General features: G+C 59.5%; 29 protein-coding genes. 5 read left to right on the top strand and 24 right to left on the bottom strand.

All coding sequences use genetic code 11. The features are described 5' to 3' along the window. Positions 1-7: 7 nt before the first annotated feature. The 20 genes from rpsM to rplV form a co-directional block, all read right to left on the bottom strand. Positions 8-376, bottom strand: coding sequence for a 30S ribosomal protein S13 (rpsM, locus tag CMC5_RS03765; RefSeq protein WP_050429133.1), 369 nt, complete (start codon positions 374-376; stop codon positions 8-10). A 44-nt stretch (positions 377-420) separates the two neighbouring features. Beyond that, positions 421-537 carry a 50S ribosomal protein L36 gene (gene rpmJ / locus CMC5_RS42000; protein WP_012240549.1) on the bottom strand — a complete coding sequence of 39 codons (117 nt, stop codon included), beginning with the start codon at positions 535-537 and terminating at the stop codon, positions 421-423. 34 nt (positions 538-571) lie between these two features. Beyond that, positions 572-823, bottom strand: a complete 252-nt coding sequence (gene infA / locus CMC5_RS41995; protein ID WP_081864786.1) for a translation initiation factor IF-1 — start codon at positions 821-823, stop codon at positions 572-574. Next, entirely contained in the window at positions 820-1485 is a 666-nt protein-coding gene (locus CMC5_RS41990; RefSeq protein ID WP_082363380.1) for an adenylate kinase, read from the bottom strand. Before CMC5_RS41990 ends, infA begins: the two co-directional genes overlap by 4 nt. 14 nt (positions 1486-1499) lie before the next feature. Then, positions 1500-2825 (bottom strand): preprotein translocase subunit SecY, encoded by a 1326-nt coding sequence (gene secY / locus CMC5_RS03755; RefSeq protein ID WP_050429131.1) that lies wholly within the window; start codon positions 2823-2825, stop codon positions 1500-1502. Between the two features lie 46 nt (positions 2826-2871). Further along, positions 2872-3366 (bottom strand): 50S ribosomal protein L15, encoded by a 495-nt coding sequence (rplO, locus tag CMC5_RS03750; RefSeq protein ID WP_050429130.1) that lies wholly within the window; start codon positions 3364-3366, stop codon positions 2872-2874. Positions 3367-3423: 57 nt separating this feature from the next. Then, complete coding sequence (rpmD, locus tag CMC5_RS41985; RefSeq protein ID WP_082362216.1) at positions 3424-3621, bottom strand: 50S ribosomal protein L30; 198 nt, start codon at positions 3619-3621, stop codon at positions 3424-3426. After that, positions 3618-4214 (bottom strand): 30S ribosomal protein S5, encoded by a 597-nt coding sequence (rpsE, locus tag CMC5_RS03745; RefSeq protein ID WP_050429129.1) that lies wholly within the window; start codon positions 4212-4214, stop codon positions 3618-3620. The genes rpmD and rpsE overlap by 4 nt, the downstream gene beginning before the upstream one ends. Before the next feature lie 50 nt (positions 4215-4264). Continuing rightward, positions 4265-4627, bottom strand: coding sequence for a 50S ribosomal protein L18 (rplR, locus tag CMC5_RS03740; RefSeq protein ID WP_050429128.1), 363 nt, complete (start codon positions 4625-4627; stop codon positions 4265-4267). Between the two features lie 2 nt (positions 4628-4629). Further along, complete coding sequence (gene rplF / locus CMC5_RS03735) at positions 4630-5238, bottom strand: 50S ribosomal protein L6 (protein ID WP_050429127.1); 609 nt, start codon at positions 5236-5238, stop codon at positions 4630-4632. Beyond that, entirely contained in the window at positions 5238-5633 is a 396-nt protein-coding gene (gene rpsH, locus CMC5_RS03730) for a 30S ribosomal protein S8 (RefSeq protein ID WP_050429126.1), read from the bottom strand. The genes rplF and rpsH overlap by 1 nt, the downstream gene beginning before the upstream one ends. 4 nt (positions 5634-5637) lie before the next feature. After that, positions 5638-5823, bottom strand: a complete 186-nt coding sequence (locus CMC5_RS41980) for a type Z 30S ribosomal protein S14 (protein ID WP_082362215.1) — start codon at positions 5821-5823, stop codon at positions 5638-5640. Positions 5824-5838: 15 nt separating this feature from the next. Continuing rightward, positions 5839-6393, bottom strand: a complete 555-nt coding sequence (gene rplE / locus CMC5_RS03725; protein WP_050435693.1) for a 50S ribosomal protein L5 — start codon at positions 6391-6393, stop codon at positions 5839-5841. Between the two features lie 177 nt (positions 6394-6570). After that, complete coding sequence (rplX, locus tag CMC5_RS03720) at positions 6571-6888, bottom strand: 50S ribosomal protein L24 (RefSeq protein WP_050429125.1); 318 nt, start codon at positions 6886-6888, stop codon at positions 6571-6573. Continuing rightward, positions 6888-7256, bottom strand: a complete 369-nt coding sequence (gene rplN / locus CMC5_RS03715; RefSeq protein WP_050429124.1) for a 50S ribosomal protein L14 — start codon at positions 7254-7256, stop codon at positions 6888-6890. Before rplN ends, rplX begins: the two co-directional genes overlap by 1 nt. Positions 7257-7261: 5 nt before the next feature. Further along, complete coding sequence (gene rpsQ / locus CMC5_RS49090) at positions 7262-7657, bottom strand: 30S ribosomal protein S17 (protein ID WP_082362214.1); 396 nt, start codon at positions 7655-7657, stop codon at positions 7262-7264. A 2-nt stretch (positions 7658-7659) separates the two neighbouring features. Then, positions 7660-7887 (bottom strand): 50S ribosomal protein L29, encoded by a 228-nt coding sequence (gene rpmC, locus CMC5_RS03705; RefSeq protein ID WP_050429123.1) that lies wholly within the window; start codon positions 7885-7887, stop codon positions 7660-7662. Positions 7888-7895: 8 nt separating this feature from the next. Further along, on the bottom strand, positions 7896-8309 hold the full coding sequence (gene rplP / locus CMC5_RS03700; protein WP_050429122.1) for a 50S ribosomal protein L16: 414 nt from the start codon (positions 8307-8309) through the stop codon (positions 7896-7898). 12 nt (positions 8310-8321) lie between these two features. After that, entirely contained in the window at positions 8322-9014 is a 693-nt protein-coding gene (rpsC, locus tag CMC5_RS03695; protein ID WP_050429121.1) for a 30S ribosomal protein S3, read from the bottom strand. 14 nt (positions 9015-9028) lie between these two features. Continuing rightward, complete coding sequence (gene rplV / locus CMC5_RS03690) at positions 9029-9367, bottom strand: 50S ribosomal protein L22 (protein ID WP_050429120.1); 339 nt, start codon at positions 9365-9367, stop codon at positions 9029-9031. A 791-nt stretch (positions 9368-10158) separates the two neighbouring features. Here rplV and CMC5_RS45640 point away from each other — a divergent pair. Further along, positions 10159-10296 carry a hypothetical protein gene (locus CMC5_RS45640; RefSeq protein ID WP_169796403.1) on the top strand — a complete coding sequence of 46 codons (138 nt, stop codon included), beginning with the start codon at positions 10159-10161 and terminating at the stop codon, positions 10294-10296. Further along, positions 10293-10712, top strand: a complete 420-nt coding sequence (locus CMC5_RS03685) for a hypothetical protein (RefSeq protein WP_050429119.1) — start codon at positions 10293-10295, stop codon at positions 10710-10712. The genes CMC5_RS45640 and CMC5_RS03685 overlap by 4 nt, the downstream gene beginning before the upstream one ends. A 1005-nt stretch (positions 10713-11717) precedes the next feature. On the opposite strand, the gene CMC5_RS43950 is transcribed toward CMC5_RS03685, so the two are convergent. Continuing rightward, a complete protein-coding gene (locus CMC5_RS43950; protein WP_156338151.1) occupies positions 11718-11969 on the bottom strand; it encodes a hypothetical protein in 252 nt (83 codons plus the stop codon). Positions 11970-12387: 418 nt separating this feature from the next. On the opposite strand from CMC5_RS43950, the gene CMC5_RS03680 reads away from it, so the two are divergent. Beyond that, a complete protein-coding gene (locus CMC5_RS03680) occupies positions 12388-12915 on the top strand; it encodes a thymidine kinase (protein ID WP_050429118.1) in 528 nt (175 codons plus the stop codon). 6 nt (positions 12916-12921) lie between these two features. Here CMC5_RS03680 and CMC5_RS03675 read toward each other — a convergent pair whose 3' ends face one another. Both CMC5_RS03675 and CMC5_RS03670 read right to left on the bottom strand, forming a co-directional pair. Then, a complete protein-coding gene (locus tag CMC5_RS03675) occupies positions 12922-14193 on the bottom strand; it encodes a penicillin-binding transpeptidase domain-containing protein (RefSeq protein ID WP_050429117.1) in 1272 nt (423 codons plus the stop codon). Positions 14194-14244: 51 nt separating this feature from the next. Next, on the bottom strand, positions 14245-15669 hold the full coding sequence (locus CMC5_RS03670) for a porin (protein ID WP_050429116.1): 1425 nt from the start codon (positions 15667-15669) through the stop codon (positions 14245-14247). A 461-nt stretch (positions 15670-16130) separates the two neighbouring features. On the opposite strand from CMC5_RS03670, the gene CMC5_RS03665 reads away from it, so the two are divergent. After that, positions 16131-17231, top strand: a complete 1101-nt coding sequence (locus CMC5_RS03665) for a PhoH family protein (RefSeq protein ID WP_245678272.1) — start codon at positions 16131-16133, stop codon at positions 17229-17231. A gap of 1335 nt (positions 17232-18566) precedes the next feature. On the opposite strand, the gene CMC5_RS41965 is transcribed toward CMC5_RS03665, so the two are convergent. Continuing rightward, positions 18567-19154, bottom strand: coding sequence for a hypothetical protein (locus CMC5_RS41965; RefSeq protein ID WP_082362211.1), 588 nt, complete (start codon positions 19152-19154; stop codon positions 18567-18569). A 1039-nt stretch (positions 19155-20193) separates the two neighbouring features. Here CMC5_RS41965 and CMC5_RS49085 point away from each other — a divergent pair. Continuing rightward, on the top strand, positions 20194-20322 hold the full coding sequence (locus tag CMC5_RS49085) for a transposase (RefSeq protein ID WP_082362210.1): 129 nt from the start codon (positions 20194-20196) through the stop codon (positions 20320-20322). Positions 20323-20859 lie beyond the last annotated feature (537 nt).

The raw sequence follows: 20859 nt of genomic DNA, 5'->3' as shown, positions 1-20859 counted from the left end.
TTCTCTACTACTTACGCCGCGCGAGCATGCCCTTACGAGGGCCTTTCCGCGTGCGGGCATTGGTGTGGGTCCGCTGTCCGTTCACGGGCAGACCGCGACGGTGCCTCAACCCCCGGTAACAGCCAAGATCCATCAGTCGCTTGATGTTCAGCTGAACTTCACGCCGCAGATCACCTTCAACCTTGTAGTCGGCATCGAGCAGGTCGCGGATGAGCTTGATCTCTGCATCCGAGAGCTCCTCCACTCGCTTACTCTCTGCGATGCCTGCTTTCGAGCAGATCTGCTTCGCGAGCGTGTTACCGATACCGTAGATGTACGGCAGGGCGAAAACGAGATGCTTCCGTCGGGGGAGATCGACACCAGCAATGCGAGCCATCAGTCACTCCAAGATGCTTTGTGGAACAGGGGTTCCGCTGAGATCTAGTTCCCCTGCCGCTGCTTGTGGCGTGGGTTCTCGCAGATGATGCGAACTACACCACGACGACGAACTACTTTGCACTTATCGCAGATCTTCTTGACGCTCGGTCGCACCTTCACGGTGAGCCTCCCAGCTGTATGCCTACAAGTATCGTCACTTGTGTCGATAAGTAATCCGACCGCGACTCGGGTCGTACGGAGACACCTCGACGGTAACCCGATCACCCGGCAGAATCTTGATATAGTACTGCCGCATTCGTCCACTTATCGTTGCCAATACACCAAGTCCATTATCCGCCTTGACACGGAACATGGCGTTGGGGAGCGCTTCCTGCACGACCCCGTCAAACTCGAGCTTGTCGCCCTTGGGTTCTTTCGGAGGCTTATTTTGCTTGGAGCGCCTCATGCTTGACCCGTGTATTTCCCACCCTGCACCAAGTACTCCGGGTCCGTGATTGCGACCATGATTCTCCGCGTGACATCCTCGGGCGTTCCAACGCCATCGATCTGCCGCAGGAGCCCTCTCTGCTCATAGAATGGCAGGAGCGCCGCTGTTATCGCTTCGTAGCTGTCGAGTCGTTTTTTTACCGCCTCAGATCGATCGTCCGCACGATGCTCCAACTCTACGTTGGGGGGCGGTGGATTGTACAGAAGATGATAGATTTGTCCACCGGCTTTATCGATTCGACGGTGGATGACTCGTTCCTCGAGAAGAGTACGTGGAACGTCCAAAAGTACGACAGCGTCGATATTGAGGCTCCGCTTGGAGAGCATCTCATCCAAGGCCTGAGCTTGACCGGTTGATCTCGGGAAGCCGTCCAACAGAAACCCACGCGAACAATCAGGCTCTGCGATGCGCCGTTCAATCAGTCCAACAACAGCCTCATCAGGAAGCAAGCCTCCGGCATCCATGACATCGAGATAATGCCTTTCAAGCGTGCCCGCCCGCTTGGCCTCCCGAAGCATGTCTCCGGTGGCAAGCTGCGGGACATTGCCGAGCTCCTGGCATACAACCCGTGCTTGCGTGCCTTTTCCCGAGCCAGGCGGGCCGAGCAAGATCACGATCATGGAAATCTCCCTACTCACACGTCCTGAACCTGGCGACCCCGAATTCTACCAGCTCCCGGTCCCGTGAGGCCCTCGTAGCTCCGAGTAAGCATGTGGGCTTCGATTTGATTGACCGCATCGAGGGCCACACCAACGACGATCATCAACGAAGTCCCGCCGAAACTGAACTGGATCCGCATCATGCTGCCGAAGATGGCGGGCAGGACGCAGACAGCTGCCACGTACATGGCGCCACCGAACGTGATGCGCTGAATGACTCGGTGAATGTAGTCAGCAGTCTGTTTGCCAGGCCGAACGCCTGGAATATTCGCTTGCTGCTTCTTCAGATTCTCCGCCACATCGACAGGCTGGAACGTGACATTTGTGTAAAAGAAGCAAAAGAAGACGATCAGGAGCGCGTAACCTGTATTGAAGACCCAGTCGCCCCTATTGATGATTGCCTGAAGCTTGTCTGCTCCCGGAACATTCATGTTCGCCAAGGTTGCAGGAAACATCAGCAGCGAAGACGCGAAGATCGGAGGAATCGTCCCCGCAGTGTTTACCTTCAACGGAAGGTGAGCCGTTTGTCCCCCATATACTCGTCGACCGACTTGCCGCCTCGAGTATACGATCGGGATTTGACGACGGCCGTTCTCGAAGAATGCAACAGTGCCAATGATCAGAATGACGAAGGCGACGATGACAGCGATGGTCAGCGGCTGAATGTTACCGGCATTCGACGCGAAGTACTGGAAGATGGATGAGGGGATATCCGCGATGATACCGGCGAAGATCAGGAGAGAGATCCCATTCGAGATGCCTCTCTCTGTGATCTGTTCACCGATCCACATCAAAAATGCCGTTCCGGTCGTCAGCGTGACCATCGTCATCAACCTGAACCCGAATCCCGGGTGGTTGACGATTCCTGCACCAACATCACCCGTGGTGCTTCCCTCCAGCCATGTGGCAATGGTGAAGGCTTGGAACATCGACAATGCGACCGTTCCATAACGAGTGTACTGGTCGAGCTTTCTTCGCCCCTGTTCGCCTTCCTTACGAAGCTCCTCGACCGGCTTGTACACCATTCCCATCAACTGCAGAATGATTGAAGCCGAGATGTAGGGCATGATGCCCAGCGCAAAAATGGAAAGCTGTTCGAGGGCTCCCCCCGTGAACATGTTGAAGAAGCCCACGACGCCGCCCTGCGTCTTCACAAACTGCTTCATCGCAGTTCGGTCCACGCCCGGAACGGTGACGAAGACGCCCACGCGGTACACAGCGAGCATCACCAGCGTGAAGAGCACACGCCGCCGTAGCTCCGGGACCTTATAAAAACTGGTGATGCCCGAGAGACTAGCCATGATGGACGCAGGCCTAGGGGGGAAGTGGTGTTACTGGACGTGACAATTACACGGATGCGGATGCTTCTGTTGAAGCTGCATCCGAAGCGATTCGCGCAACCGGAACGGCTTTGCCTCCAGCGGCTTCAATCTTCGACAGCGCACTACGGGAGAATTGATGTGCGCTCACGGTGAGCCGCTTGGTCAAATCCCCGTTTCCAAGGACTTTGACGGCATCGAAGCGACCGCGAATCAGTCGCTTCTGGCGCAGCGAGGCCAGGTCCACGTGGTCGCCATCGTTAAAGACTTCGAGCGCACCCACATTCAACGTGGCAACAATGTCGCCGAAAGGATTGCGAAATCCTCGCTTTGGCAACCGTCGCTGAATGGGAGTCTGCCCACCTTGGAAGTGCTTCTTTCCGATGTTGCCGGTCGAGCGAGCCTTCTGGCCCTTTTGCCCTCTGCCGGCCGTCTTTCCAAGTCCGGAACCCGGGCCGCGACCGACACGCGTCTTCTTTCGGACTGCACCAATGGGAGGCTGGAGCTTTGCTAGAATGTCCATGGTAGTTACTCTACTCTGTCGTCACGAGGCCACGTTCGAGTCGCAACGCTACAGCGTTCAACTTGCGGTCTCGTTGACCTCTTCAACAACGACCAGGTGCAGTACTTTTTTGATCATACCCCTGAATGAGGGGGTATTGGCGACTTCAACTGAGGAACCAGGACCACGCAGACCCAATCCCTTGATGACTCGCCGCACGGGCTCCGGTCGGCCAATGACACTAGCACGCTGACGAACCCGAAGTTTGGAGCTCATGTTCCACTCCCTTCAGTGCCGGTTGTCGAACCATCGGGGGCTTTGGGAACCGAACTGAGCCGCTTCCGGCCAGTAATTCCCCCTCCCTTACGCTGCCAGCCGAGATCATCGGTGGCCATTGAACGCCGGTTCGCGATCACCTCAGGCGCTCGCAATCCCTTCAAGGCTGCCACGGTTGCGTGGACGACGTTGTGAGGGTTCGTGGAACCCAGGGACTTGGAGAGAACATCGTGAATGCCAGCGGATTCAACCACCGCTCGCACAGCTCCACCTGCGATAACGCCGGTCCCAGGGCTCGCCGGCTTCAGGAGCACCTGCCCTGCGCCGATGTGACCCTGACTCTCGTGGGGAATCGTGGCGCCATCCAGAGGGACGCGAAACAGGTTCTTGCGGGCCTGATCGTTTCCTTTGCGGATGGCTTCGGGCACCTCGTTCGCTTTCCCGAGACCAACCCCTACGTGGCCGGCCTCATCGCCCACGACCACCAGAGCCGAAAAGCTGAAGCGGCGGCCACCCTTCACCACTTTAGCGACACGGTTGATATGGATGACTCGCTCTTTGAGCTTCTCTTCGTCGACCTGATCGAACGCCATAACGCCCTCTGCAAACTCTCAAGTCACTGGCACGATGGAGCCAGCGTTACTCAGAAATCGAGTCCAGCCTCACGAGCGGCCTCGGCCAGCGCTCGCACGCGACCGTGGTACAAGTACCCATTACGATCGAAGACGACGCGACGGATGTCTCGGTCTTTGCAGATCCGAGCAATCAGCTCCCCGACTTTTCTCGCTGCCGCGACCTTGCCACCTTCATCGTTCGAAGATCCCTCGACTTCCTTCGAGAGGGTCGAAGCGCAGGCAAGCGTCCGACCTGACGAATCATCGATGACTTGGGCGTAGATGTGTTTTGCGCTCCGAAACACGCTCATGCGCGGTCTCTCCGGAACGCCGCGCACGTGCTTTCGAATCCGGAGCTTGCGGCGCTCTCTACCGACAATCCTCATACCCATGGCTACTTCTTCCCGCCCTTGCCGGCCTTGCCCGCCTTCTCACGAACGCGCTCACCACGGTAGCGGACTCCCTTTCCACCGTAGGGCTCCGGGGGTCGGAACCCTCGGATCTTGGCGGCAGTTTGTCCGATCAGCTCTTTGTCCGCCCCTTGAAGGACGAGGACCGTGCCCTTGGAGTCGCCTGGAATCGACGCCGTCAGGCCTTTTGGCACGTCGAAGACGACGGGATGGGAGTACCCGAGAGCGAAGGTGAGAGTCGTCCCCTTCTGTTCGACACGGTACCCGGTGCCCTTCAGCTCCAGGATGCGTTCGTAGCCGTCGGCAACGCCCTTCACCATGCCAGCCACCAGTGCTCGCATGAGTCCCTGCAGCCGAGATGCATCGCGTCCCGATGCATCTGAAGCAATGAGCAGTTTACCTGCCTCGAGCTTGATATTGACCGTCGGAGCAATCGGTCGGGCCAGCTGTCCCTTCGGACCCTTGACCTCGATTTTCTGACCCGAGATGGTCGCGGAGACTCCTTTCGGGAGCTCCACGGGGCGCTTTCCTACGCGAGAGGTCTTCACCCCGACTTTGTTCGGCTCGTTGCCGTCCGAAACTTGGGCGCTCATCACCACACCTCACAGAGGAGCTCGCCACCGATCTTCATCCGACGCGCCTCGCGGTCACTCATGATGCCGTGAGACGTGCTCAGGATGGAGATACCAAGACCGCTGCGTACACGCGGGATGCCGTCGTGACGGACGTAAACCCGTCGTCCGGGGCGAGAAATCCGCTTGACGCCATCAATTGCCGACTGACGATCGCGGCCATACTTCAAAACAATGGTCAACTTCTTCGGGCCGTCGCCTTCCGTCTCTCGGACGTCTGCGATGAAACCTTCAGACTTGAGAATGTTTGCCACTGCTGCCTTCATCCGACTCGCGGGGACATCCGTACGGTCATGGCGTGCGAGTGCCGCGTTACGGATTCTGGTCAGCATGTCGGCGATGGGATCGGTCATCATGGGATCACCAGCTGGCCTTGATTACGCCCGGGAGCTCCCCGCGCAACGCGAAGAGCCGCAAGCAAACACGACAAAGTTCGAAGTCTCGGTAGTAGGCGCGCGAACGCCCACACACCTTGCAGCGATTTCGGTGCCGGACCGCGAACTTCGGCGGACGGTTCAGCTTCGCGAATTCTTTTGCACGGGCCATCGTCGAAAGTCCTTGTCAGTGCCTGAACGGGATCCCGAGTTCGGTGAGCAACGCCCGTCCCTCTTCATCGGTCCGAGCAGTCGTGACAAAGGAAATATTCATTCCCTTCACGACATCGATCTTGTCGTAGTCGATCTCCGGAAAAATGATTTGCTCTCGCAAACCCATCGTGAAGTTGCCTTTTCCGTCAAACCCCTTCGGGCTCACGCCCTTGAAGTCGCGCACACGAGGCAACGAGAAAGCGATGAGACGATCAATGAACTCCCACATCCGTTCGGCACGGAGAGTGACCATTACACCGATCGGTAGATTCTCTCTCAACTTGAATGTAGCGATCGACTTCCGCGCTCTCGTCACAACCGGCTTCTGGCCGGATACTGCGCGAAGGTCCTCAACGGCCGAATCAATGACCTTGGGGTTCTGCACGGCAGACCCCAACCCCATGTTCAAAACGACCTTCTCGAGACGCGGAACCATCATCGGGTTCGCGTAGCCGAATCGTTTCGAGAGAGCCGGAACCACGCTCTGCCGATAGTGCTGCCGTAGGCGCGGAACGTATCCTTCCGGCAGCTCCCGCCCTCCAGTCGCTCCAGCGACGTCGACATTCGCGCTGCCTGCGCTCCGCTCGCGCGACTTCCCAGTTGCCTGGGACTTTGCTTGAGCACCTTTCGACGACTGGGTCTGCGCCCTGGCTTTCTCTTTGGCTTTCGCGTCCTTCGACGTCTTGTCCTTCTTGTCAGCCATGGCTCAGCCTTGAGTGATTGCGGAGCCGCTCTTCGCGACTCTTTGGGGTTTACCGTCGTCAGCCACACGGATCTTGACACGGGTCGGCTTCCCAGTGGCAGGATCGACCGGCATCAGCTTGCACACGTGGATCGCAGCTTCCTTGGTGACCTTTCCCCCCTCCTGATTCTGAGGGCTGGGACGCTGATGGCGAGTCACCATGTTGACTCCCTCGACGACAGCTTTGTTGTCATCAAGGAGCAAGCGGACAATTCTGCCCTGCTTGCCTCGGTCCTTACCACTGATGACCTGGACCAAATCGCCCACTTTGAGTCGCTGCATCACAGCACCTCCGGCGCAAGCGAAATGATCTTCATGAACTTCTTCGCACGAAGTTCACGAGCAACTGGCCCGAAGATTCGGGTCCCAATCGGCTCTTTTTCTTTGTTGATCAGTACGGCGCTGTTCGTATCGAACTTGATGTAGCTGCCGTCTGATCGCAGGTACTCACGGGCCGTACGGACGACCACTGCACGCGCAGTGTCGCCTTTCTTGACCTTGGTTCCTGGCATCGCCTCTTTGATCGAGACGACGATCACGTCTCCGAGCGCGGCATACTTTCGTCGAGAGCCACCGAGGACCTTGATGCACTTGACGACCCGTGCACCCGAGTTATCAGCAACCTCGAGATGGGTAGAGACCTGAATCATTGCTGTTACTCCTCCACCGGTCGAGCAATCAGCTTCGTCACCAGCCAGCGCTTCTCTCGCGAGATCGGGCGATGCTCTGTGATTTCGACTCGATCTCCTACCTTGTATTGACCCTGCTCATCATGGGCCTTGTAACGCTCGCGCTGCCGCACGTACTTCTTGTAGACGGGGTCGAGAGCGTTTCGTACGACCTCGACGACCACCGTCTTCTGCATCTTGCTGCTGGTCACGCGACCAATGAGCTTGCGTCGGAAACCGTGCGATTTCGCGACATCGCTCGGCCCGGAGGCAGAATTCTCCGTGGTTCCGGGCTGAGCAGGCGCGAGATTCTTCTGGCCATCAGCCACGGCGGTCGTTTCCGCCTTGGGTGATCCTTGCTTGGTCTCACTCTTCTTGGCCATGACTACGCCTTATCTTCCGCTGCTTGAGTCTGACCTTCACTGATGCCAGCGCGTTCAGTGAGAATCGTCTTCACCCGTGCCAGATCGCGGCGAGCCTTTCGAATGCTCGCCGTGTCGTTCAGACGATTGGTGAAATTCTTGAACCGAGATTGAAAGACCTCGCCCGCAAGCGTTCTTTCCAGCTCGACCAGATGCTCCGTGGTGCGCTCACGCAAATCTTTGGCCTTCATCACTCACCTCACTGGAGGCCGCGGACTAGAAATTTGCAGTCCATCGGGAGCTTGTGCGAAGCGAGCCGGAATGCCTCTCTGGCCACGTCCTCGGCAACGCCACTGATCTCGTACATGATCCGCCCTGGCTTGATGAGCGCGCACCATTCCTCGGGCGCACCCTTTCCCCCACCCATTCGGACCTCGAGCGGCTTCTTTGTCACAGGGTGATCAGGAAAGACGCGGATCCAGAGCTTCCCGGCGCGCTTCACGTGGCGCTGGATTGCCATACGTGCCGCCTCAATCTGCCGAGCAGTGATGCGCGCCGGCGCGAGGGCCTGGAGCCCAAAATCGCCGAACGACACGTCACTCCCGACATGGGCGATGCCACGCACACGCCCCTTCTGCATCTTGCGAAACTTGGTTCTCTTGGGAGATAGCATTTCGCGTTCTTTCTACTGAATCCTGCGCGCCTTACGCTGGAGGACCTCGCCCTTGAAGATCCAGACCTTCACGCCGATGATCCCGACCTTCGTCTTCGCCTCGGCGAGGCCGAACTCGATGTCCGCACGCAGCGTGTGAAGAGGAACTCGCCCTTCGCGGTACGTCTCGACACGGCTCATCTCGCTGCCGCCTAGACGGCCTGCGCAGCGGACGCGGATTCCTTTGGCTCCAAACTTCATCGCCGTGGAAACGGCCTTCTTCATGGCGCGCCGAAATGCGATCCGTCGCTCGAGCTGGGTTGCGATGTTCTCCGCCACCAGCTGTGCGTTCGTTTCGGCCTTTCGGACCTCTTGGACATCGATGAAGACCTCGTTGTCCGTGAATGAGGTCACGCCCGGGAATAGGCTCTCGCCTTTGGCGGCGGTCCCGATATTGCCGCCCTTCAGCGTCTCTATCCCTTTTCCGCCCTTGCCAATCACCATCCCTGGACGAGCCGTGAACACGACGACTTTCGCCCTGTTGGCCGCGCGCTCAATCTCAACGCCGGCAATGTTGGCGTTGTAGAGATAGTGCTTGATGGCTCGCTTGATACGAATGTCTTGGTGAAGCCATTTCGTATATGCCGAGCCGTCTTCGTACCACTTGCTACTCCACGTCTTGATTACACCGACGCGGAAGCCATACGGGTGGGTCTTCTGTCCCATGTGCGGCCACTCCTCTACTTTCGTTCGCTGAGCTCGATGACGATGTGCGACACGCCTTTCGTGACACGTGTCGCTCGGCCCATGGCGCGAGGCCGCCACCGCCGGTTGAATTTATTCGGCGCCTTGTCAACCGCAGCTTTGCTGACAAAGAGCGAATCGACATCGGCACCGCCTTGCCGAGCATTTGCGACTGCGCTCTCGATGATCTTTCGCAAGATCGGAGCGCCACTCTTCTGAGTGAAGGAGAGGAGTTGGATGGCTTCGGCCGCATCACGACCGCGGACGAGATCCGCGATCATCCGCGCTTTGCGCGGCGCGATCCGCGAGAACCTCGCACTGGCTTTGCTTACCATTTCGAGACACCTCTCGACGAGGCCGGGAATGCGGAGTCTTTCTCCGAACCGGCGTCGATCCCATGGCCTTCCCATGGGATCGGATACAACCGTCGTTCACCTCCGGTCCTGTTCCGGCGCCCCCTCGCTACATGAGCTCAGGTGACGCTTACCCTTGTCGCGTCGACCGGGGGACTCCCATGTCGGCCGAACAAGGCGGAGACAAGATCGAGATGCCGTTACGGCTTTCACAAGGGAGACTACTACTACGCAGCCTCCCCGGGAAGGGGACGCGCTACATACCAAGGGCCCACGGAGAACGCAAGCGGATCTCGCTGGTCTTTGATCGGAGCTCGAAAAAGCCGAGGACGTTGGATCGCTGAGGTCTCACTGACGGTGATGCGTCGCTTCCACCTTGGAGGAAGTGTTTCAAGACCATCTTACACCATCCTCCTCACATATGGAGCGCCACCAACCGTGTTGCGGCAACGCGACGGACCACGAGAGCGCAGAGATCGTTTTCGCTGACATCGTAATCCGTCCAACTACGACCGTCCCACGCCTCGGTTGAGCCTGAACTTAAGCCACCGAGCACGGAAACTACGGGATCTTGAAGTTGCGAGCAATCGGCTAGTAGTCCAAGGTGTCAGTCCACAGAGGAGACGCTCGAACCATGCTTACAGTAAGCCGATACGCCTCGAAGATCGCCATCTTCTCCCTCTCGGTTGCTCTGTTCACCGGATGCATCGTGGAAGGAGTAGACACGGACAACCCCGTGAACAGCAGCTCCAATGGGCCTGCTACGGTAGGTAGTGGAGGAGCTGGCGGCGCTGGCGGCGCTGGCGGCGCTGGCGGCGCTGGCGGCGCTGGCGGCGCTGGCGGCGTTTGTGTGGGAGCTGATCCCGTTGGCCCTGCCGTCACAGATGCAGACTGCGGCGAGCTCAACGTGAACCCCAACGTTGCAGTTGATTGCGATGGCGAGCCGAACCTTGAGGGTCCCGGCTACCGAATCTGCTTCTGGGGGGTCGACGTGCTGAACCCAGGAGCAAACGAACTGTTTTACCAGTGCCTCTCCGGGATTGGCGTTCAGTTTGCTTGTGATTATGAGCCCGTCCAGAGCTGCGTCGAGGAGCTCTACTTGGAAACCTGCGAATCTCCTGAGATTGCGAACATCTGCGAGCAAATGGCAACGAGCTGTGGACAGAGCGTCAATGATATCGACCAGCAGGACTGCAATTTCCGGATGAAACCACTGAGCCTCAATGGCGTTCAGCAGGTAGCAGATTGCATCGACAATGCTCCCGCGGAAGACGACTGCCAAAAGGCATTCTCCGACTGCGTCGACAATCTCTTGGCAGACTTCTGATAAAGAGGCTCGACCTTCCTGGGTTTGCGCCAACCATGCTCGTTCCTGGTTGGCGCGATGAGCGGCCGTCAATGGCTGACGAAGGCTCGCAAGACCTTGCGCCTCAGTTTGTCCTCAGCAGGTCGGGAGCCGTCCTTGAAATCCGAAAATTGATCTGACTGGCCCGCCCTTACTGAGCTCAACTCATTAGGACAGCGGGGCTCCTCCTCGTCGACCAACAGCACTTATACGTCGAGAGTATCTTGACGAGCGTCGCGAGGCAGAGAGCGGCCGGTGCTGTTCAACCGGCGGCCGGCAGTGCGCCTCCCACCTGGTCCAACGAGCTCACCATTGAGTCACTCGCCATGAGGAGACTGGATGCAACTACGCCAGCATGGTGTCACTGGCATGCATTCTGATTGTGAATTTAGGGTTCGTAGTCGCAGGGAACCATCATCGCTACACCGGGCTCCCCAGGGTGATGACACTCTGGGCCTGAGACCAGCGTATGTCGGGTGGAGTTGGCGCGCCACCGCTGCATTGAACGGCGTCGGCTAGCCGGCCGAATGGTATCAAGCGCAGCAGGGAGCTTCGTCGACGACTATCTCTTGTTGAGGAGACAGCTGCGACTTTCAAATGCTGTCGCGACGCTTCCAGCTCCTCGGGCTCTCAACCTGCCGCTGAATAGCGTTACGGGCCGTTCGCCTGAGAGAGCGCGAAGGCGTCGAGACAGCTTTGAAAGTGAGATCAGCGACTCAGGAAGCCGCTGTTCCTGGCGCAGGAGTAGAAGCCGATGCCTTGGGAGCTCGCGACTTCTTGGCCTTGCTCGTTTCTTCGGCAGGCTTGTTGGACGACTTCGCGCGCTTCTCGCGTAGTTTCTTGGCAGCCTGCGCCTTGCGGCGCCTCATCTTCAACGACTTACGGCGATCACCGTTGGCCATGGTCAGCAGCTCTCCCTGATCTGGTTGGTAAGCGGGAGCGGACTGTGCCCAATCGCTGCGGCGTGCGCAAGACTAGAGCGTTGTTTCAACCGCCCATGGCGCCGTCCAGAGCGACTTCACGTCCACGGACTTCAAGACGGTAGCGCGAGTTCACCGTCTCGATATAGAAGACCTCTCGGCCTGCAAGGCGCAACACTCGCTTCACCGGGGTCGTCACGTACTCGTGCATCCCGTCAGAAAACTCGATCACGATGACCGAGCCCTTTCTTGGAGCCCGGACCAGCCGGCCAACAACTGCACGGGATCCACGGCCGAGCTTGCGGAGCACAACCTGCACAGCTCAGATGGTAGCACGCAAGACTCGGCCGAGCACAAGCTGCACAAGCCGTGAGCTGGAGAAGTCGATCTGGCTGGCCCTTAGAGCCTGGTCGGCTACATGTCGCTCAGAAAGCACCTGGAAGTGCTCTAACAATTCCTATCTGTTCGAGAATCCACACGAAATTCCTTCCAGTTGAAGGCGGACGTGGTGGAACCTATGCCTCGTTGCGCCCCCGTCGTCCCGCAGGCTGTGGCTCCTCCTTGAGAGAGGAGCGCCATCCCCAAGACAGCTGGTTCACACATGCACCACGCAAGCGGGCCACCAATGGGCGCGAGGCGACTTCGCCTTGCCTTGGCGAGATGGAAACGTGAAAGGAAGTTGCGTGCGGGGAACAGCGTCTCGCCCAGCGGGCTCAGTCGAGGTGATCACCGGATCGATGTTCAGCGGCAAGACCGAGGAGTTGATTCGTCGGCTCAAGCGCGCGCTCCTTGCTCGTCAACGAGTGCAAGCCTTCAAGCCGCGCATCGACACGCGCTACGACGTGACCCGCATCGTGAGCCATGGCGCGACCGCGGTCGACGCGATCGCTGTCGCTACCAGCGAGAGCCTAGAGAACCGTATCGTTTCGGATACCGAAGTGGTCGCCATCGACGAGGCTCAGTTTTTCGACGTAGGGATCGTGGATGTCTGTGAGCGACTCGCGAACCGTGGCCTCCGCGTCATCGCTGCGGGCCTCGATCAAGACTATCTGGGACGCCCTTTTGCGCCAATGCCGGAACTCATGGCGATAGCGGAAGAGGTGACGAAGGTTCGAGCTGTTTGTGCAGTATGCGGGAGAACTGCCAGTCGCTCGCAGCGGCTCATTTCTGAAGCGACGACTGTCCTCGTGGGCGGGACAGAGTCCTACGAGGCCCGTTGTCGCGCATGTTTCGTCCCGCGTGATGCCCCACGAACGATGCTGTGATCAGCGTCAGCGCTGCGCGGTCGACCCGACGCGCTCATTGGGATTGGACACACCGGGGACTCCCTTGTCGGCGAAGTAGACCCGCAGCATGTCACACGCAACGTTCGTTGCCTTGACGCGCCATTTGGCACCATTTGCGACGAGCACCGAAATGGCCACTTCCGGCTTTCGGCTCGGGGCAAAACCCACAAACCAAGTGTAGAACGGCCCCTCGGGAGTCGGCTTCGTCAACGTTCCCGTCTTGCCGGCAACACGAATGCCGGGCAGATAAGGACGCCCACTCTTGTCATGGAAGGAGCGGTAGCTCGTCCCGTTATCGACAGTGTCCTCCATCATCGACGTCACGGCTTGAGCCGTTTCCTCGCTCATCGCCCTGTTGAGAACCTGTCGTCCCATCGATCCACGGTAGATCTCACCAGACTCGTCCTTGACGCTCTTGACGACCCGGAGTCGAATCATTTCCCCGCCGTTGGCGACCGTGGTCGCAAGGTTGGCTCCCTGAAAGGGCGACAAGGTTGTGTTCCAGAAGCCTGCTGCCGTACGAGCGAAGCCGAGCTCGTCCTCCGGGATGTTGAGATGGCTGGTCGCTACCGGCGTGTCGAAAGGAATGTCCTTCCCCCATCCAAGCCGCTCCGCCATGTCGATGAGCTTGCTCCGCTCGAGATTCTTCGCAGCCAAGCGAGCAAACACCGTGTTGATGCTACGCCCCATCGCCTGGGTGAGTGTCGCGCAATACTTGTCGCGCCGCTTGTTGTCGACCATGTCGGCTGCGCGAATCGAATGCTCCCCGCCCGAGTAACATTGCTTGGTGCTTGGAGTAAGACCAGCCTCTATGAGCGCTGCGCCCGTGACGACCTTGAATACACTTGCGGACGGTGCTGTGGCTTCCGAGGCGATGTCATGGAGTTTGCCTTCATCCACGTAGCTTGCCCATGCCAGCACATCTCCGGTCCTGATGTCCGTCATGACGACAGCACCTTCCGGCACGCGCCCACTGCGCATGAACCCCATCGCTGCTCGTTGATACTTTGGCGTGACAGTCAGCTCAGCAGACCTGCCGCCGTGAGCTTGCGCCGTGGCCACCTCCCCCCGATCGTCGATGCGACTCAAGTCGAGCGCCGTCAAAGGTGGTGGAGTGACGAGTCGAGTGATTTGAGGACCATCAGCCGCTTCCCCTTTGGAGAGTAGTGCCGAGAGTTTCTCATCCTGCCCTCGCAGTAGCGGAAGGGTCACGGCCACGAGGCCTACCGCAGCTCCGATGGCGATCCACTGACGCATGCGAGGTGCGTACCTCCGCAAGCCGATGGAGGGCAAATAACTGAGTGGCCCTCAGAACTGCACGGCGACGCGGCCCCCAAGCTCGTGCGCTAGATGGGCCCCCTGCTCCGAGTTCGACGGTGGACGGCTCGAGGCTTGGTCGACCGCGCTGACAGTGCCACCTCGAGGCGACTGATAGATGTTGTAGTTCGCCATGAGACGAAGGTGACGGGTGTGCCAGTACGTTGCCGCGACGCCGTACTGCATCACATCGATGGCTTCTTGCGTCCCATCGCCATGCATGGAGGAGCGAAGGGTGGGTATGCCTCCCCGCGAGGCCCCTTCATACGTGGCATGCACGCCGCCTACGACCCCTGTCAACTGCAGAGCCGTGCGCGGGGAGGCGTCCTGGTCAGCTGCGAGTTGAATGGGCCGAGACCCGAGTCCTGGCTCTCCATTGATCTGCGCATCGCCCAGCCAGAGAGACAGAGCTGCATACCATCCCACTCCCCGCAGTTGCCCCAAGCGTTCTGTGTTGCTGAGCTGCGCCCCTTCCGTCGCCTCGCGCGTGTGGTTATCGACATAGTGAACCTCCGACCGAAAATCGAACTGTCGGAGTGGCAGCCATAGCTCGCCACCGACCGCACGCTGGGCACCGGAAGGGATGACCCTCATCGTCTGCCCACTCGCATCTTGATAGCGGGGTTCCCAGATTGTGGTGAACTGTCCAGTGGATATCCTCGGATAATCCGTTCCTACGCGAGCCTGGTCTCGAGCAGCGTACATCGCGCTGACACCAATCTGCGCGCGTGCCAGCAAGTGCTCGCTCGTCGTCGCGAATGGGCGACAGTAGATGCGCCCGATCACCGCGGGGAGACTGTCGACCCCCGGACGATTCGGGCCATCCCCCGAGAAGATGCCGACGTGATAGACGGCGAGGCGGTTGGGCAGCTCCCCCCACGCCATGAGACCGATCTCCCTGTGATGAGGAAAAATGAAGGCTCGAATGGGAAGAACACGCTCCATGAAGAGCGTGTCGTTGCTGCTGGTCATGTTCTCGAGCGAGTAAGGCGCCATGAACTGACCGACCATGAAGTTGAGAAACGGAAGTGCCCGATAGTTGATCCAGTTGTTCGCGAGCACCGCCACGGGACCTGTCGCTTGAAAAGGAGCCCATGAAGGCGGAGCCAGGGTGGGATCCTCCCCGGGTCGTGCGAGACCACTGCTCATTGAACCGTCGTTGTTCAGGAGAGGCTGTCCTCCGAAGTCGACGCCGAGCATGAAGGAAAGGCGCCTCAGGAGGTCGCCACCTAGCTCCAACCTGATCCTGCGAGCAAAGAAGCTGACCTGTGGCGCCGTTTCATCTCGAAAGCCAGAGCGCTCGCCCAGCCCGGGGCCGAATGAGCTGTGCATGTCGAGGTGAAGGCGCGCCATGGGGTAGAGACGAAAGAGGTCGTTGGAAGAGCGAATGAAAAAGACGTCCTTCCAGCCTGCCATTGGTGCACCACGAACCTCTGGCTCATCGAGGCTCGCCGGAAAAGCGGACGAGACGCGACTCTCTTCCAAGTCAAACGAGGGCGCACCTGGGGAAGGAGGAGGGGGAGGAGCGGAACTCGAAGAGGCCTCGAGAGATACCGTTGACGGGGGCGAGGGCTGAGCAGATGTTACGGGACTTGACAAAGTGACCCCAAGGCCCAAGAGCGCCGGAATCGGTATCTTCATGATGCGCCATCTCTCCCTGATGCAGATCCGAGGCAGATGAACCTGGCCATGACGGAGCAACTGCGTGGAGCGCTTCTCTGAGGGTCTCACTCTCAACTGTCGCATGAAGCAGCTGCAAAGGAACGAAGCAGACGCTCGCATGCGTGATCTCATCGGTCAAGACGACGCTAGTTGGCATGACTCAGTGCCAGCAGGACGCGCAACAGACGGAACATGTCGACGGAGAGCGTGTGTCAATGAGTGATAAAGAGATGGAGATGTCGCCGAGCCAAGGAGTACGCATCAACGCTGAGGTCGAGGTGCTCGATCGCTCGACCTTGCTGACACTGGCAGGACCAAGCAACGAGCACATTCGGCTCATCGCGCGTGTGCTGGGCATCGAGTCCGGAATTCGAGGGAACACGATCTTCCTCGCAGGTGAAGCCGACAGAGTCGCTCTCGGAGAGCGCTGTCTCGCAGAGGCGGCACAGCTCATCCGGAGCGGTGTCGTCTTGGAAGCTCAAGACTACGCTCGAGGAGCGCAAGCTTTGCGGGATGAACCGGGCGTCACTCTTCGTGAGCTCTTTGAAGACGTGGTTCTCATCACGCCGCGGCGACGTCCCATCACAGCCAAGGGATTGGCTCAGAAGCGATACATCCAAGCCATACGCAGTCACGATCTCACCTTTGGCATCGGCCCAGCTGGTACAGGCAAAACGTACCTGGCCATGGCAATGGCGGTACATGCTTTGCTGGAACGCAGGGTCAAGAGGATCATCCTCACACGGCCCGCTGTCGAAGCTGGTGAACGCTTGGGATTCTTGCCGGGAGATCTGGCGGAAAAAGTGAACCCGTACCTCCGCCCTCTCTACGATGCGCTGCATGACATGATGGATCCGGACAAAGCTCAGGGTCTGGTGGCGCGGGGGCAGATAGAGGTCGCGCCACTTGCTTTCATGCGCGGCCGCACGCTCAACGACTGCTTTGTGATCCTAGACGAGGCGCAAAATGCCACGAGCGATCAGATGAGAATGTTCTTGACCCGCCTCGGCTATGCCTCTCGTTCAGTCGTCACGGGCGATGTCACGCAGATCGACCTGCCCCATGGTGCCAGGAGCGGTTTGGCCGAAGCTCGTGACCTTCTTGGCGGCATCGAGGGAATCGCTCTTTGCTCGTTCACTGACGTGGATGTCGTTCGCCACCCTCTGGTGCAGAAGATCATCATTGCCTACGAGCGACGTGACGCGGAGAAAGCGCAGTCACGGTCCGATGGGACTCGCTCGTCAGATTCCCGGCTGGAGCCGAGAAGCATAGATGCCCAGGCGAGTGCAGGCTCGCCCAGCTCCGACCGCCAGTAGCTTCGCCCCGCGGCCAGTCGACATGACGAGAGATGGGATGCTCCGCGGTAAGCTCCTGTCGACGTCTTTCAAATTCAACGCCGGCTGACCCAGCTCCCGGACCAAGGATGCATCACGGAGCTCATCGAGCACATGCTCGGCTGGCTCACGCAGCTGAGCGACGCACACCATGCTCTCGCGCTGCGCTTCCAGGCCGCCCTGTGAGCCTTGTACGGTCGCAAGAGTCAGAAGGTGAGCTCGCAACAGCTCTCGCTTTGGCTGACTATCCTGCAGGACGCGGACGAGCCCCTGCTCCTCAGCTCCCAGATGCTCCGCCCGAGAGGGGGGAGCAGGCAACTTCTGCTACCGACTCGCCAAAACCACCGAATCGCGCAGAGCGCCCGCCGCTGCCACCACACCTCGAGCGCTATCGGGAGCCTTGGGCCTCTGGCCTCGGAACGCGTCTGCGGACAGTGCGGTCGATGCGCTCTCCCAATGGGTGCGTGAGACCCATCAGTCGCTCATGCCGAAGCCGCTGTCTGTAGGAGGCCACCTTCCATGCGAAAGGTCAGAAGGGCGCCTGGCTGCGATGCTTCCCCGACGCGCGCTCGGAGCTCGACGACGGCGACGCGGAGCGGCAGTTGCGCAAGGCTGCTGCCAGTTGCATGCACTTCCTTTCGCCGACCCCGACAAAGACATCGAACCTCTCGCCAGCGCCTTCACGCTTGTGCAGCCTGCAAGCGGTCAACCCTCACGTCTGAAACACCGATGTCGTCGCCCAACTGCAACGCGGCAGGCCACGCTCGAGGCTCGACAAGTTCCTGCCCGACGCTGGGTTTACGACGCACCCGCGCGACGCAACGGCAGCACGCGCTTCCGCCTCGTGACTGCCGCGGCGTTCTTTAGCGACGTCGACGAAATGCACCAGAGGGGCACTCCCGGGCACTCCACGCTCCCGTCCGCCTCGGGCCAGCATTCCGCCGGGAAAGCTTTCAGCTCGCTCTTCGAATGCCTGCTCTCGTCACTTCCCCGGAATACGCTCCCTGCCCCTCGTGCTGCGTCGCGATGATCGTCATGACCCCCCCATGTCAAGCGATACTCCGCGCCTCCCATTGCGGACGTCAGCGACGCCTTCTCGAGTTACTAATGCCCTCTCAACCGACATGGTCTCTCGAAACAAGAGTGTGCCTGCACCGCTCTGCGCCTTTGTCGGATCGGATGGAGATTGCGGACAGAGGGCAGAAGCCGCGCGACTCCACAAGCCTCAGCTCGTACAGAGGACGTAGAATCGCCATGCCGGCACGGGAGACTCGAGAGGTGCGACCATGGGGGAAAGCGAACCAAGCTGAGATCTTACTACTTCGCCGGGGTCTGAGCCTGTACTGCCGCCTGCCCCTGCGCACGCTTCCGCCCACCTTTTGAGGCTGCTTTCCGAGAGGGACCTGCGGCATTTTTACGCGCCAAGAGGCTCGCGCCGTCCGCCGTCTTCGCATCCCCCGCATAGCGGGCAAAGCGACGATCTCCTCCTTGAAAAATGCGCTTGGCCAGTTTCAGTTCCTTGAGGGCAGCCGCCGCCCGCGTCTGCGGAATTCCTGCCTGCTTGGCTACCTCACTAGCGCTCAGGCCTGCGCTGGACTTTACAATCCGCTCCACTTTGTCGAGCGTCTCTTGACGCTGAGCAGATGTCGCAGCGGCCTTGCGAGGACGTCCCGGGCGACGTTTGGCGCCCACGGGAGCCCGCTTCGCAATCCCGAGCGCTCCTGGCTTCTTTGGCTGCGCCGAGGACATTCCACGAACGCGCCCACGACCCGAAATCGGCGCAGGTAGAACTGCCTCCATGCCCGAAAGGGCTCCCAGTTGATTCTTCACAAGCGCGAGAAGCGCCTCGTCCGGCATCTTCCGAACGAGCTCTACAATCTGTCGCGAAAAGGCGTCGGCTGCCATCTTGAAACTCCTGTCGCCGAGACCAGCTCGACGGCTAGTTATGACTATGCCGTTGCCGCTTACAAGGTCAAGCCAAGAATAATGATGCCGGCACTTTTTATTGGTCGGTGGTCATTCAGAGTCCTATGCAGCGGCTGCTCCGGTCGAAGCGTCCGCGCTTTCAGGTCATCATAGGCCGATGCACAAAGGCTGAGGTCGCAGGTCGATCTCCTCGGACGTGGAGAGCACCTGAACACAACGTTGCGAGATCACCACACTGGCAACGTTCATCTGGGAGCCCATTTCTCGCTGATGCCCACACACCATTGCACTCACCTCGAGAGGGCAGCAGCAGGCCAAGTCATGAGAGAGGCCGGCAACAATGACACCAGCATGGCGATGCAGTGGTAGTAAAAAAACCAGCAACTGCGCGGAGCGTGTCTCGGTGGTACGGCAAGTGCTTGCCGCTGTCGGCGAGCGGTATCTGATCGAGGTCGGTCGACTTATGGTGAAGAATATGAGCGCCGAGAAGGCGGCGTGCGCCAGTTCGGTCAGCGGTTCGGATGGCATCCCAATCAAGGTTTGGAGCCAGATCTTACCGCGGGTGGCAACATCGCCGTCGCTGTAACGGCACGACCTTTCCAAGGATCGACATTGGGGGCGCACCGAGGGGTGACACGCCCTGTGTCAGTCGGCGGGTGACGTCGCCCGGGTGGGCCCTGAGTCCAGCGCGCCGTGGTTCACTTCGATCTCGGGAGTAAGAAGATCACTCGAAAGGGGACTCATCGCCTATCGCGGTGTGACTCGAGGAGGCTCTGCCGTCGCGTCGTGAACAACGCATCGGTCTCCGCCGCGGGAACCTCGCCGGTCGCGGGAAAGGAAGCCGTCATGCGAGCGTGGCACACTGGCGGCGCACGTCCGACGGCACTGCAGGTACCCAGGCGCTGACCGTCCCGAAAAACAGGAAGCGGGCAATCTCTGGCAGCCTGGGGCACCAGATCGGGAGCATCCTGCGGGAGCTGTGCGTAGAGTGCGAGATCGAACTCGTGGAAGATACGCGATGGCCGATCACGTGCATCTACTGCTGAGCATTCCGCCGAAGTTCAGCCTCACGAACACCGTGCGGGCTGTGAAAGGGAAATCGGCGATTCGAATTCACTGGCAGTCCGTGAGAGGGAACGAAGCCTGACAAGTTCCCACTTCTGGGCACGCAGGGATTGCGCAAGCAGCGTGGGTCTGGACGAGGGCCGTAGCCTCAACCTGCGTCCATGAGCAGGAAGAAGAGAAACGCCAAGAACTGCTTCCGGTTGGGAACTTCAGCACCTTCACAAGGAGATCCTTCGGTCCAAGGCCGACTGCCATGTCCACAGCCGGGTTCAGGCCGTCCTGATGACTCACCAGTGTGGCCGCTCGGTCTCGATAGTCGCTCTCTTGACTCTTTCAATCACCCTCATTGAGGGACATCAGACTTCGGGGTCCTCGTGCGGCCATGGATGGCCATTGCCACCAGTGCGCGTGCATGATGGCACGTGCTGGCGTGGCGCCGAGAGAGCAGAACGGAGCCACGGCATGAAGCCGGGAACAGAAAGAGACGACGAGAAACCCTGATCTCGACCGATAGCCTCCTCGTCGCGCTCTCGTTCCAGTGTCGGAGAATCGAGCCGCACTCAGTGTTGTCGAGCGTGGCATCAACATCGAGCGCTGGCAGCAGCGCCTGCCTACGGTC

It is taken from the genome of Chondromyces crocatus (assembly GCF_001189295.1).
In the GTDB taxonomy this organism is placed as follows: domain Bacteria; phylum Myxococcota_A; class Polyangia; order Polyangiales; family Polyangiaceae; genus Chondromyces; species Chondromyces crocatus.
The sequence above is the reverse complement of the archived record's forward strand: the minus strand, read 5'-3'. Positions and strand labels throughout refer to the sequence as shown.

Excerpts from the sequence above, each read along its gene's own strand:
- rpsM (WP_050429133.1), bottom strand. The coding sequence starts at position 376 with ATGGCTCGCATTGCTGGTGTCGATCTCCCCCGACGGAAGCATCTCGTT.
- infA (WP_081864786.1), bottom strand. The coding sequence starts at position 823 with ATGAGGCGCTCCAAGCAAAATAAGCCTCCGAAAGAACCCAAGGGCGAC.
- CMC5_RS41990 (WP_082363380.1), bottom strand. The coding sequence starts at position 1,485 with ATGATCGTGATCTTGCTCGGCCCGCCTGGCTCGGGAAAAGGCACGCAA.
- secY (WP_050429131.1), bottom strand. The coding sequence starts at position 2,825 with ATGGCTAGTCTCTCGGGCATCACCAGTTTTTATAAGGTCCCGGAGCTA.
- rplO (WP_050429130.1), bottom strand. The coding sequence starts at position 3,366 with ATGGACATTCTAGCAAAGCTCCAGCCTCCCATTGGTGCAGTCCGAAAG.
- rpmD (WP_082362216.1), bottom strand. The coding sequence starts at position 3,621 with ATGAGCTCCAAACTTCGGGTTCGTCAGCGTGCTAGTGTCATTGGCCGA.
- rpsE (WP_050429129.1), bottom strand. The coding sequence starts at position 4,214 with ATGGCGTTCGATCAGGTCGACGAAGAGAAGCTCAAAGAGCGAGTCATC.
- rplR (WP_050429128.1), bottom strand. The coding sequence starts at position 4,627 with ATGGGTATGAGGATTGTCGGTAGAGAGCGCCGCAAGCTCCGGATTCGA.
- rplF (WP_050429127.1), bottom strand. The coding sequence starts at position 5,238 with ATGAGCGCCCAAGTTTCGGACGGCAACGAGCCGAACAAAGTCGGGGTG.
- rpsH (WP_050429126.1), bottom strand. The coding sequence starts at position 5,633 with ATGATGACCGATCCCATCGCCGACATGCTGACCAGAATCCGTAACGCG.
- CMC5_RS41980 (WP_082362215.1), bottom strand. The coding sequence starts at position 5,823 with ATGGCCCGTGCAAAAGAATTCGCGAAGCTGAACCGTCCGCCGAAGTTC.
- rplX (WP_050429125.1), bottom strand. The coding sequence starts at position 6,888 with ATGCAGCGACTCAAAGTGGGCGATTTGGTCCAGGTCATCAGTGGTAAG.
- rplN (WP_050429124.1), bottom strand. The coding sequence starts at position 7,256 with ATGATTCAGGTCTCTACCCATCTCGAGGTTGCTGATAACTCGGGTGCA.
- rpsQ (WP_082362214.1), bottom strand. The coding sequence starts at position 7,657 with ATGGCCAAGAAGAGTGAGACCAAGCAAGGATCACCCAAGGCGGAAACG.
- rpmC (WP_050429123.1), bottom strand. The coding sequence starts at position 7,887 with ATGAAGGCCAAAGATTTGCGTGAGCGCACCACGGAGCATCTGGTCGAG.
- rplP (WP_050429122.1), bottom strand. The coding sequence starts at position 8,309 with ATGCTATCTCCCAAGAGAACCAAGTTTCGCAAGATGCAGAAGGGGCGT.
- rpsC (WP_050429121.1), bottom strand. The coding sequence starts at position 9,014 with ATGGGACAGAAGACCCACCCGTATGGCTTCCGCGTCGGTGTAATCAAG.
- rplV (WP_050429120.1), bottom strand. The coding sequence starts at position 9,367 with ATGGTAAGCAAAGCCAGTGCGAGGTTCTCGCGGATCGCGCCGCGCAAA.
- CMC5_RS03680 (WP_050429118.1), top strand. The coding sequence starts at position 12,388 with ATGTTCAGCGGCAAGACCGAGGAGTTGATTCGTCGGCTCAAGCGCGCG.
- CMC5_RS03675 (WP_050429117.1), bottom strand. The coding sequence starts at position 14,193 with ATGCGTCAGTGGATCGCCATCGGAGCTGCGGTAGGCCTCGTGGCCGTG.
- CMC5_RS03670 (WP_050429116.1), bottom strand. The coding sequence starts at position 15,669 with ATGGCAGGCTGGAAGGACGTCTTTTTCATTCGCTCTTCCAACGACCTC.
- CMC5_RS03665 (WP_245678272.1), top strand. The coding sequence starts at position 16,131 with ATGAGTGATAAAGAGATGGAGATGTCGCCGAGCCAAGGAGTACGCATC.
- CMC5_RS41965 (WP_082362211.1), bottom strand. The coding sequence starts at position 19,154 with ATGGCAGCCGACGCCTTTTCGCGACAGATTGTAGAGCTCGTTCGGAAG.
- CMC5_RS49085 (WP_082362210.1), top strand. The coding sequence starts at position 20,194 with ATGGCCGATCACGTGCATCTACTGCTGAGCATTCCGCCGAAGTTCAGC.